Origin of the sequence: Mesorhizobium sp. M7A.F.Ca.CA.002.05.1.1 (assembly GCF_003998335.1) — a bacterium.
Classification (GTDB): domain Bacteria; phylum Pseudomonadota; class Alphaproteobacteria; order Rhizobiales; family Rhizobiaceae; genus Mesorhizobium.
In genome coordinates, this window is sequence record NZ_RZQI01000090.1 from 1 (window position 1) to 11,569 (window position 11,569).

General features: G+C 63.5%; 12 protein-coding genes. 2 read left to right on the forward strand and 10 right to left on the reverse strand.

All coding sequences use genetic code 11. The features are described 5' to 3' along the window. From EN939_RS07235 to EN939_RS07250, 4 genes are all read right to left on the reverse strand, one after another. Positions 1-737, reverse strand: a 737-nt coding sequence (locus EN939_RS07235) for an ABC transporter ATP-binding protein (protein ID WP_127267475.1), incomplete at its 3' end; no start/stop codon positions are given. A 4-nt stretch (positions 738-741) separates the two neighbouring features. Then, on the reverse strand, positions 742-1,608 hold the full coding sequence (locus EN939_RS07240; protein WP_127267476.1) for a carbohydrate ABC transporter permease: 867 nt from the start codon (positions 1,606-1,608) through the stop codon (positions 742-744). Positions 1,609-1,610: 2 nt separating this feature from the next. Beyond that, positions 1,611-2,507, reverse strand: a complete 897-nt coding sequence (locus EN939_RS07245; protein WP_023808865.1) for a carbohydrate ABC transporter permease — start codon at positions 2,505-2,507, stop codon at positions 1,611-1,613. Positions 2,508-2,641: 134 nt separating this feature from the next. Continuing rightward, on the reverse strand, positions 2,642-3,961 hold the full coding sequence (locus tag EN939_RS07250) for an ABC transporter substrate-binding protein (protein WP_127267477.1): 1,320 nt from the start codon (positions 3,959-3,961) through the stop codon (positions 2,642-2,644). Between the two features lie 169 nt (positions 3,962-4,130). On the opposite strand from EN939_RS07250, the gene EN939_RS07255 reads away from it, so the two are divergent. Then, entirely contained in the window at positions 4,131-4,916 is a 786-nt protein-coding gene (locus EN939_RS07255) for an IclR family transcriptional regulator (protein ID WP_127267478.1), read from the forward strand. Between the two features lie 63 nt (positions 4,917-4,979). Further along, the gene (locus EN939_RS07260; protein ID WP_127267479.1) at positions 4,980-5,819 is read left to right on the forward strand and encodes an amidohydrolase family protein; all 840 of its coding nucleotides are present in this window, start codon (positions 4,980-4,982) and stop codon (positions 5,817-5,819) included. Between the two features lie 9 nt (positions 5,820-5,828). On the opposite strand, the gene EN939_RS07265 is transcribed toward EN939_RS07260, so the two are convergent. The 6 genes from EN939_RS07265 to EN939_RS07290 all read right to left on the reverse strand — a co-directional run. After that, on the reverse strand, positions 5,829-6,800 hold the full coding sequence (locus EN939_RS07265; protein ID WP_127267480.1) for an ABC transporter permease: 972 nt from the start codon (positions 6,798-6,800) through the stop codon (positions 5,829-5,831). Position 6,801: 1 nt separating this feature from the next. Next, positions 6,802-7,752 carry an ABC transporter permease gene (locus tag EN939_RS07270; RefSeq protein WP_127267481.1) on the reverse strand — a complete coding sequence of 317 codons (951 nt, stop codon included), beginning with the start codon at positions 7,750-7,752 and terminating at the stop codon, positions 6,802-6,804. Further along, the gene (locus EN939_RS07275) at positions 7,749-8,507 is read right to left on the reverse strand and encodes an ATP-binding cassette domain-containing protein (protein ID WP_127267482.1); all 759 of its coding nucleotides are present in this window, start codon (positions 8,505-8,507) and stop codon (positions 7,749-7,751) included. Before EN939_RS07275 ends, EN939_RS07270 begins: the two co-directional genes overlap by 4 nt. Beyond that, positions 8,500-9,237 (reverse strand): ATP-binding cassette domain-containing protein, encoded by a 738-nt coding sequence (locus tag EN939_RS07280; protein ID WP_127267483.1) that lies wholly within the window; start codon positions 9,235-9,237, stop codon positions 8,500-8,502. Before EN939_RS07280 ends, EN939_RS07275 begins: the two co-directional genes overlap by 8 nt. 71 nt (positions 9,238-9,308) lie before the next feature. Then, positions 9,309-10,496: an ABC transporter substrate-binding protein gene (locus EN939_RS07285; RefSeq protein WP_127267484.1), complete on the reverse strand. Its 1,188-nt coding sequence runs from the start codon at positions 10,494-10,496 to the stop codon at positions 9,309-9,311. Between the two features lie 26 nt (positions 10,497-10,522). Then, on the reverse strand, positions 10,523-11,569 hold a 1,047-nt coding region (locus EN939_RS07290), incomplete at its 5' end, for an extracellular solute-binding protein (protein WP_127267485.1).

The window sequence follows — 11,569 nt, forward strand, 5'->3', positions numbered from 1 at the left end:
ATCGTGGCCTCGTGCAAATTCATCGGCGGCGAACCGATGAAGCCGGCAACGAAGCGGGTTGCCGGCCGCCGAAAGACCTCGTCGGGCGTGCCGACCTGTTCGATATGGCCGTCGCGCATGATGACGATGCGATCGGCCAGCGTCATTGCTTCGACCTGGTCGTGGGTGACGTAGATCACCGTCGACTGCACCTTGGCATGCAGCTTCTTGATCTCGGTGCGCATCTGCGTGCGCAATTTGGCGTCGAGATTCGAAAGCGGCTCGTCGAACAGGAAGACGTCAGGATCGCGCACGATGGCGCGGCCCATGGCGACGCGCTGGCGCTGACCGCCGGACAGTTGTGAGGGGCGGCGATCGAGCAACGTGTCGAGGCCGAGGATGGCCGAGGCTTCGGCGACACGGCGCTCCATGTCTTCCTTGGCGGCACCTGCGATCTTCAGAGAGAAGCCGAGATTTTCGCGCACCGTCATGTGCGGATAGAGCGCGTAGGACTGGAACACCATCGAAATGTTGCGCGAGCGTGGCGGCAGGTCGTTGACGATGCGCCCGCCAATCTCTATCGAGCCGGCGCTGATCTCTTCCAGCCCGGCGATCATCCGCAGCGTCGTCGACTTGCCGCAGCCGGAGGGGCCGACCAGCGCGATGAATTCGCGGTCGGCGATGTCGAGATCGATGCCGTGCACGATCCCGACAGCGCCGTAGCGCTTGGTCAGCTTGGTGAGGGTAACGGTTGCCATGGTATCAGCCTTTCACCGCGCCGGAGGTCAGGCCGCCGACAAGGTGTTTCTGGACGACGTAGGTGAGGGTGAGCGCCGGGATGATCATCACCACGGCCAGCGCGCACATGCCGCGCCAATCGATGGTGAACTCGGCCGTGTAATCGAGCAGGCCGACCGGCAGCGTCTTGGCGCTCACCGAACGGGTCAGCTGCGAGGCCAGAGCGAACTCATTCCAGCAGGTCAGGAAGGCGAAGATCGCGGCCGACGCGATGCCCGGCCCGGCAAGCGGGAACTCGACCTGCCAGAACGCCTGCCAGCGCGTGCAGCCATCGATCTGCGCGGCCTCCGCGAGGTCCTTGGGCACCTGACGGAAGAAGCCGTCGATCAGCCAGATCGTGAACGGCACGTTGAGCGCGACATAGGCAAGGATAAGCCCGAAATGGGTGTCGATGATGCCAAGCCGCACATAGAGGAAAAACAGCGGCAGCGAGAGCGCAATGCCCGGCACGGTGCGCGTCAGCATCAGCCCGAGGAAGACGCTCGATTTGCCGCGGAAGCGGTAGCGCGCGAACGCATAGCCGCCGGCCATGCCGATGGCCACTGCAATGACCGTCGAGGTCACCGAGATGATCAACGAGTTGCGGAAATATTCGATCACTGGAATGCCGCCTTTGCCGATACCGCTGAACATGGCGACGTAGGCGTCGAACGAAATCTCCTGCGGGATCCAGACCGGCGGCTTGGCCATGATCTCGACCGCCGGCCGCAGCGACGAGAGGACGATCCACAGGCCCGGCAGGCAGATCGTCAGCATCGCCAGGAACAGGCCAATGCGATAGACGATGCCCAGCAGCCGGCGCTTCAGGCGGGCGGAAGAATTCTCGTCCATCTTCACCACTCCGCACCAATCTGCGTGCGCGCCGCGGCGAGCTTGTTGAAGAAGTAGACGGTGAAGGCGATCGACAGCAGGATCGAGAAATAGGCCATGGCGTTGGCCATGCCCATGCGCCCGTCGCTGTAGGCGGTGCGGGCCACCAGAGTCCATAGCAGTTCGGTGCGGCCCGCCGGTCCGCCATCGGTCATGATCTTGACGATGTCGTAGGCGCGCGCCACGTCGAGCGAACGGATAGTCATGGCTATGTAGGCGAAAGGCATGACGAACGGCCACGTCACATAGCGGAATGTCTGCCACGGCGTGCAGCCGTCGACACGCGCCGCCTCGATCGGCTCCTTGGGCATGGCGAGTAGGCCGGCGAGGATCAGGATGGCGAAGATCGCCGTCGACGACCAGATCTCGGCGATCGAAATGGCGATGAAGGCGAGATGGCCCTCGATCAGCCACGGAATGGCGTCTTGCGTAATGCCGAGCGACTGCAGCGCATTGTTCACCAGGCCGATATTGTCGTTGAACATGAACTTGAACTGGAAGCCGACGAGGATCGGCGAGAACATCATCGGAAACATCATCAGCGTGCGCAGGATGCGCTGGCCGCGTGTCGCTTTCTCGACCAGCATGGCAAGCCCAAGGCCGAGCAGCATTTCGAGATTGAGCGCGATGGTCAGCAGCAGCACCGTGCGGCCGAACGCCCACCAGAAATCGGTGTTGGACAGGATCGAAAGATAGTTCCGGATGCCGATGAAGACGTAGAACGTTTCGGGCCGCGTCAGGCGGAACGGCGTGAAGCTGGAGTAAAGGGACAACAGCAACGGCACAACGACAACCGCCGCCAGCACGATCATGGCCGGAAGCAGCAGCAGGAATGGCGCGGATGGCTTGAAGCCCTTCATCAGAATCCTTGAGGTGTTTGCATTTGGACGGCGGTGCGTGGGCCGGGGGCGATGGGTTAGCGCAAACCGCTGGCCGCGAAAACGCGATCGCCTCCCCCATTTCTGGTGGGGGAGGCAGCCCTGGGAGCCCGTTTCTAGAGCTTGCCGGCGTCCTGGAGGATTTGCGTCGCCTTGGCGGCTGCATCGTCCAGTGCCTGCTTGGAGGTCTTGTCGCCGAGGATCGCCGCCTGCAACTCGGGATAGACGGCGTTCGAGATCTCGATCCATTCAGGCGTCTGCGGCACGGCAAACGCGTGCTTGGCCTCTTCCTGGAAGGCGGTAAGAACCTCCTTCTTGTAAGGATCGTTTTCGGCCTGCTTTAAAACCCAGTCCCACACTGCGGTACGGGTCGGCAGCGGCCCGGCGGCGGCCTCGAGCTTCTGGCTGTCTTCGTTGGTCAGCCACCACACCAGGGAAGCCGCGGCCTCCTTGTTGGGGCAGTTCTCGGTCACCGAGAAGCCATGGAAACCGGACCAGCCGGTGCGCTTGCCGGACGAGCCCTTCGGCGCGACCTTGACGCCGACATTGCCGGCGACCTTCGACGACTTCGGGTCGTTGAAGAAACCGGCCCAGCCCGGCCAGTCGAGGTTGATAGCGACGGTGCCGGACGCAAAGCCCTGGCCGAGATCGTCCCAGAGGTAGTTGGTCGTGCCGGCCGGTACGGCCTTGGCCTTGTAGAGGTTGACGAACCAGTCGAGCGCCCGGATGCCGGCGTCGGAATTGAAGACCGGCTTGCCATCCTTGTCGAGATACTCGCCGCCTTCAGCGACAACCATCTCGTAGAAGCGGCCGTTGATCGCCTCTTCTTTGCCGGCGAACTGCGTGCCGTAGAAATTGGGTGGGTTGGCGAAGAACTGGGCTTGGTCGGTCACTTCCTTCCAGGTGTCCGGCGGCACCAGATCATAGCCGTATTTCGCCTTGAACTTGGTCTTGTTGTCGGCGTTCTCGTACAGGCTCTTCTGGTAGTAGAGCGCCGAAACGTCGAACTGCGCACGCGGCAGCATCTCCAGCTTGCCGTCGATGGTTGCGGACGTGATCGTCGACGGCACGAAAGCGTCGATCTCTTCCTTGGGCAGCAATTTGCTGAGGTCGGTGTAAAGGCCCGTATATTGCGGCGCGAAGGACGAATGGTTCCAGCCGACGCACCAGTTGGTGCTGCCGGAGGCGATGTCGGACTTGAGCTCCTTGTCGATATCGAAGCCGTTCTTCTTGGTCAGGATGTTGACCTTGGCGCCGGTCGCCTTCTCCCATTCGGGAATGCGCTCGTAGAGCTTTTCATATTGCTGGCCGCCGATCAGCTTCACGTCGACGGTCACGCCTTCGAACTTGCCGGGCAGGTCGCCGGCAAGGGCAGCGCCCGCACCTGACGCGAGCAACAATGCACCGGCGCACACGCCGGACAGCAGTCTGTTCATTGGTATCCTCCCTTGGCGCCGCCTCCGCGGCGACCGCAACTCGTCTGATGACAAGAAGTGCTACATTCATATACAAACAAAACATTCATAGACACGTCAAGGCGAAATTTGTTTCCGCCGCGCACGTTCCTGCGTATATGAAGGGTGAAATTCACTGGAGGATGAGCCCATGGACGACAGCGAAGACGAGCGCTATCGCGCGCCGGCGCTCGACAAGGGGCTCGATATCCTTGAACTGCTGGCGGGCGTCGACGGCGGCCTGACCCAGGCCGAAATCGCCAAGAAACTCGACCGCAGTCCCAACGAATTCTATCGCATGCTCGACCGGCTGGTGCGGCGCGGCTACGTCACGCGCCTCGATGGCGACCGCTATTCGCTAACGCTCAAACTGTTCGGTCTGGCACAGTTGCACGCGCCGGTACGGCGGCTGGTCTCCTATGCGACGCCGCTGATGCGTGAACTTGCCGAGACATCGCAGCAGGCCAACCAACTCGTTGTTTTTGATCGCGGTTCTGCCGTCGTCATCGGCCAGCAAGAAGCACCGAACTACTGGGGCATCTCGATCCGGGTCGGCTCGCACATCAGCCTGTTCGACACTGGGTCGGGGCATGTGCTGCTCGCCTTCCGCTCACCGGAAGAGCGCCAGATGATGATTTCCGAACACGTCCGCAGCACCGACAAGACGGCGCAATCGACCGAGTTCTTCACCCGTCTCGACCAAATCCGCGACCGTGGCTACGAGATGATGGCCTCGATGCAGACAGCCGGCGTCTTCAACCTGTCGGCCCCGGTCCGCAGTTCCGACGGCAAGGCGATCGCCGCGTTGTCGATTCCCTACATCACGGTGGTCAACGCGCCTTCCGCGCCCGACATCACCAGGACGATCGAACTGTTGCTGGCAACGTGTGAAAAGCTGTCGCACCTCGCTGGATCAGCAGTCGGCTCATCGGCGTGAATTCTTATTTGAATGAAGAATTCCCCTGTGAGATGCTTTGAAAGCCAGAGGAGGAGCCTCACCATGATCATAGATACCCATCTTCACCTCATCGATCGCTCGGCCCTGCGCTATCCCTGGCTCGCCGGCGTGCCGGCGCTCAACCGCGATTTCTCTTATGAAGACTACGCGACGGAGGCGCAGCGTGTCGGCGTCGAGCGCGTGCTGCATATGGAGGTCGATGTCGATGCGGCCGACATCGAAGCCGAGACCGCTCGTGTGGAAGAACTGTCACGGCAGCCAGGCAGCATGCTGGCCGGGGTTATCGCGTCCTGCCGTCCTGAGGAAGGGGATTTCGCGGCCTATCTCGAACGGCAGCGGGCAAACCCGTTCGTAAAGGGCTTTCGCCGCGTCCTCCATGTCGTGCCCGACGAGCTCTCGGAAGGTGCGGTGTTTCGCGACAGCATAAAGCGGCTTGGCGGCACCGGTCTGACCTTCGATCTCGTCGTGCTGCCGCACCAGATCCCCAAGGCGATCGCGCTGGCCGATCTGGCACCAGATGTGACGTTCATCCTCGACCATTGCGGCGTCCCCGACATCAAAGGCAAGAGCGAACATCCATGGCGCGAGCATATGAGCGACATCGCCCGGCGCCAGAATGTGGTAGCCAAGATTTCCGGTGTCGTCGCCTATGCCGATCCGGGCAACTGGACGGTCGAGACGCTGCGGCCATACGTCGAGCACACCGTCTATTCATTCGGCTGGGACCGCGTCGTCTGGGGCAGCGACTGGCCGGTCTGCACGCTAGGCGGCGGCCTGTCGACCTGGGTGGCGGCGACCCATGCATTGCTCTCGGGCTGCAGCATTGCCGAGCGCGACAGGCTGTTGTCCGGGAATGCCCGCAAGCTGTGGCGGCTCGACTGATTGGTCCTTTCAGATGGTTGTCGAGACGTGCCGTTCGCGGCCATAGAGCGAAACCAGCAGCACGATGACGAAGCCGAGCGCGGCCTGCACCGCTGCGGGCTGGAAGCCGAGGCCGATCAGCAGCGTGTTGATCTCGGTCAGCACCAGCACGCCGGCGATCGTGCCGAGATAGCTTCCCCGGCCGCCGACAAGTGCTGCGCCTCCTACGACGACCGCCGCGATGGTCTGGAACAGATAGGGCTGGCCGACATCGCCATAGGCCGAACCGGTGAAGCCGAGCAGCAGCACCCCTGCCACGGCGGCGAAGAAAGCGCTTGCCGCATAGGTGATGACCCACATGCGAACCGGGTCAATCAGCGCCAGTGGCGCCGCGCCCGGATTGCTGCCCAGCGCGTAGAGCCGGCGGCCATAGGGCGTTCGCTCCAGCACCAGCACGACGAGTGCGGCCAGCACGACCAGGCTCGGCACCAGCCACGGCACCGGCAGCGGTCCGGCCGATCCGCCGATCGACACGAAGCTGGAAACCGCTTGCGGCGCGGAGCCCGATGGGAAGCCGGCTGTCCACAGCAGCACCAGCCCTTGCACGACCATGCCGATGCCGAGCGTGACGATCAGCGGCTGGATGTCGAGACTGCGCGAGATCAGCCCGTTCAGCCCGCCGATGATGAGCGCCAGCGCACCGACAAGGCCGCAGACCACAACAAAATTCCAGCCGTCGCCATAGAGCTGCGCCGCCACGACATTGGCAAAGCCGATGACGAACGGGATCGACAGATCGATGCCGCCCATGATGACGACCAGCGTCTGGCCGATCGAGGCGACGGCAAGCAGCGAAGCGAGCACCAGCATGGCGCGTATCGCAAACGGCGCCGAATAGCCAGGAATGAGGACCGTGCCGGCGAGATGCAGAAGGGCGGCGACGCAGAAGGCGCCGACGACGCGGGCGTTGGTTGTGGCGAAGAGGTTTTGGCGCAAAACCATGTCAGCGTCTCCCCATGGCAAGACGTTCCTGCAGCGCTGTCAGCATCACGGCCAGCACCAGGATCGCGCCGTAGGCGATCTGCAGCACGAAGGTCGAGACGTTGAACGTCGTCAGCACGCTTTGCAGCAGGAAGATGTCGATGGCGCCAATGGCTGCACCGGCGACGCCGCCACGCCCGCCGGCCAGGCTGACGCCGCCGAGCGCTACGGCGGCGATGGCGATCAGCGTGTAGGTCGGCCCGATGTTAGGGTCGGCGGAGCCGATCAGCGCGGTCAGCATCAGCCCGGCGCAGCCGCCCAGGATGCCGGTCATGACATAGGCGATGAAGCGCACGCGCGTGACATCGACGCCGGCGGTGTAGGCGGCCCGATCGTCGCTGCCGACCGCCATCAACTGGTCGTAGTAAGGCGTGCGCCGCACCAGCCACCAAGCGATGAACATCAGTGCCAGCGGAAGCATCGAGAGCGGGCCGGACAAGGCCTTGAGCCAAGCCGGCGCCGGGCCGATCGGCGCCGGCAGGATCGTCAGCGTGACGCCGGCCAGGATCAGATAGGTGCCGAGCGTGGCGACGATCGGCTGGATGCGCACGATTGTCGCGAGAAAGCCGTTCGCAGCACCGACCAGCGCGCCGACGAGCAACGCCGCCGGAACGAGCACCAGGGGCGATGAGATGCCGGTGCCGAGGAACAGCACCTGGATCGTCAAAGCGTTGACGAAGCCCATCAATGGCCCGACCGAGATGTCGATTCCGCCACGCCCGGCGAGGATGACAGGCGTGGACGCAATGGCCGCGCCGATCAAGGGCGCGGCCAATCCGACCAGCGCCCCCCAGGAACCCGGCTGGAACCGCCCCGGGCTGAGGATGAGATTGACCGCAAGCAGCACGACCAGCAGCACGACCGCGAAGCCGAAATTTCGCCCAAGGGACAGGAGGCGCGCAACAGGGTTCATGCCGCACGTCCGAACATGGCTGATATCACGCTGTCGGTGGTGAGCGCGTCGCCAGAGATCTCGGCCGCGACTTCGTTCTCACGGAACACCAGCACGCGCTGGCACAGGAGAAGAATCTCCTCGATTTCGCTGGATAGGATGACGAGCCCCATGCCGTCGGACGCCAGCCCGCGAAACACGTCGTAGAGCACATGCCGCGTCGCCACGTCGACGCCACGCGTCGGATCGTTGAGGAGCAGGATCGCGGGCTCCAGCGCCAAGGCACGCGCCAACAGCACCTTCTGCTGGTTGCCGCCCGAAAGAGTGGTGATCGGCGCATCGGGCCGGGGCGCCACTATCGAGAGTTTTTCGCGATAGAGGTCGTAGCGCGCCTTGCGTGCCGACGGGCTGATTAGCCCGAGCCGCGTGTCGCGCGACAAGGTCGAGACGGCGAAATTGTCGAGCACCGACTGTGTCGGGAAAATGCCGTTGGCGCGTCGGTCGCGCGGCAAATAGGCGATGCCGCTGGCGACAGCCTTGCGAAACCCGGTAATCTTTCGGGAGGCATCTGATGAACCGAGTTCGATCGAGCCGCCATGGGACGGTTCCAGGCCGGCAAGCATCTTGAGGAACAGCTCCTGGCCATGACCATCGAGACCGGCAAGCCCGACGATCTCACCCGGAGCGATGGCCTGCGTGATCGGGCTGGCGCCGGGCGCGATGACGAGTTCGCGAACGGCAAGACCACCAAAATCGAGAGCAGTGCGATCAGCCATGCGCCAATTCCGCAGCGGTACGTGGCGCCATCGCCTTGAGAAGTTCCGCCGGCGTGGAAGCGCCGCGCTCTTCGGTGCGCACGACGCTGCCGCCCCGCAGGATCGAGATGCGGTCCGAAAGCGACATCACCTCATCCATGCGGTGGGTGATGAACAGGATCAGGCAGCCTTCGCCGGCAAGCGCACGCATCAACGAAAAAACCGATTCGCGGTCGGCGAAGTCGAGCGCGGCGGTGACCTCGTCGAGGATCAGGATCTTTGGGTTGCGCACGATCGCGCGGGCGAGAACGACCAATTGCTGCGCGGCAAGCGGCAGCAGGCCGGCTGGCTTGTCGAGGGGGACGTCGGTGACCGCGAAGCGCTTCAGCGCGGCTTCCGCCCGGTCACGGCGCTCATGGCGGGGAACGGCACGTCGGACCAGTCCGTCGAGGCCGAGCAGGATGTTGTCGGTTACGCTGCGGTCCGGCGCGATCAGCACCTCCTGGAATACCGTGGCGAAGCCTTGCGCCTGGAAGGCCGATGGATTGGCGCCAGGGAATGGCTTGCCGTGCAGCAGGATCACACCGCTGTCCGGCTGGACGATGCCGGACAACAGCTTGACCATGGTGCTCTTGCCCGAACCGTTCTCGCCCAGAATGGTGTGGATGGTCCCCGCCCGGAACGCGATCGATGCGTCCGCGAGCGCGATCGTCTCGCCATAGCGTTTGGATATGGTTTTGATTTCAAGCATGTCACAATTCGATGCTGGCAGGCCGGCTCCGCGAAAGGAGCCGGCCTGTTGAGAGACTGGTTCGCGCAGCGTTATTTTGCGCAGGCGTCGGGGACCTTCGAATAATCCCAGCCCTTGGTCGGCGCCGGGTTCGAGAAATAGGCGTCGAGCCATTCCTCCGGCATCGGATCTTTCGGCGGGATCGGGAAGATCGACACGGCATCGGTCGTCATGCAGTCCTTGTACCAGGCACCGAGATCGGCGGTGTGGACAGGTGGGATCGGGATCAGCAGCGTGTTCAGCTTCGGCTTCTGTCCGTCGAGCATGCGCTCGCCGACGCGGAACAGCGTTTGCGCGGTCCAGTGCGGCAGAACCGCATGGCCTTCGAAGCGGTACTTGTCGGGGTTGGCCTTCCAGTAGCCCAGCGCATCGCCGGTGATCGAGCCGGTGATCAATGGCGCCGGCCGGCCGGCTTCCGCGAAGGCTTCGGCAACGACACGGCTCTCGCTGCCTGTCGTCCACACCGCATCGATCGGCGCCGGGTTGGTGGCGATCGCCTGCAGCACCACTGTCTTGGTGACGTTGGCCGTCCAGTTGCCGTTGACGTTGCGCGAGATCTTCAGCTTCGGATTTTCGGCCAGCGCCTTGTCCGCGCCCTGGCGCTCCTGCACGACGATCGGGTGTCCCGCGATGCCTTCGACCAGAAGGATTCTGGGGCCGTCCGGCTGCGCCTTGCCGATCGCCGCCATCATGTCATAGCCCCAGCGCGCATAGTTGGAATCGACATTGATCGCGTTCGGGCTGGTCACCGAGCCGGCCGCCGTGATGAACGGAATGCCGGCCTTGGCGGCAGCGTCGATGGCGTCGTCAAGCGCCGTCGCCGAACCCGGGATCGAGGTGATGATCGAGCACTTCTTGTCGATGAAGGCGCGGATCTGGTTGATCTGCTGGCTGGCGTCATTGTTGGAGTCCGACACCTCGAAGCTGGAGACGGTGCCGTCGGCGATTAGCCCGTCGACAAGGCGCTTCAGTTCCTTGGTCACCGTGACCCGCCACGGATTGCCCTGATATGATTCCGAGTGGCACCATTTCCACGGCTTGGGCGGCGCGGTGAAATTGTCCCAGGCCGAGGGCAGCACCTTCTGGGGCGCGCCGTCATACTGCGCCTTGAGTTCGGTCGGCAGTCCACCGATGACGCCTTGCACATCCTGTGCAAAGGCGGTCGTTGCAAGCGAGGCAAGCGCCGTTGCGGCCAGCAGGCCGCGGATCATTCCTGTCATTCTTGTTCTCCTCCGTTCGGTTTGGTTCAGGCTCCTCCACCGGCAGCGCCGGACACCTGCGCCGGGGAACTCTCCCGAAACAGGCGATTGAGATCGGCAACGACCTGTCGGGCTTGATGCCGGGAGGTCATGCCGGAAAGGATGCGTTCGGAAGCCGCCTGCTGGAACGCCATGTAGCCGTCATGGCGCGGCCGCACCCATGCGCCCTCCAGCGTCGCTCGCGTATCCCGATAGAAGTCGCCGGTCGCTTCATTGACGGCTTGATCTTCCCAGGCCGCTGCATGGCCGGGCTGGCCCCCGGCGGCGGCATAGGGGCCGCGCTGAACATCGCCGCTCGCGACCCAATAGGCGAAGTCGATCGCGGCATCCCTGGCTCTGGAAAAGGCTGAAACCGCTATGCCGGTGCCGCCAAGCGCCGAACCGACCGGGCCGCCGGAACCGATGACCGGAACATCGGCAAAGGCCAGCCGGTTCGCTCGAAAGCCATCCGTCGCATAGGACACGTAGCCATAGATCAGTGGCGCGCAAACGAACCTGGAACTGGCCTCCGCCATACGTTCGGAGACGGCAATCGGGTCCATCTCGAAACACGCGGGATCGACCAGCGCTGTGATCTCGCGCATTGCCTCGAAGACTTGGCTACCGATCTCCACATCGATCAGATCGTCGGATGAATCGGTCGTGCAGGAATGCCCGAGATTGCCGGCAAGCGTGTAGAAAACCATCAACACGTGAGGCGGCCGCAACGGCAGCAGCACGCGGTCTTGACGGGCGAGATCGAGCACCTCGCTCCAGCGCGCCGGTGGCGCACTGATCGCATCCGGCCGCCATGCCTGGACTTGGGTTGCCGCATCGATCGGGAAAGCCCATTGCCGTCCTTGCCAGTTGTAGCTCGGATAGGACTGGCCGACGCTGCCCGACGCAAGGGCCGTGCGTTCCGCCTCGCGTCCGGCGACATCCAGCGGCTCCAGGCAGCCTTCGGCCGTGATCTGGCCGACATGCGGATGGTCGATGACGATGAGATCATAGGCGCGCGCCAGTTCCTCGACCGGAAAGGATTCGAAGTCCTGAAG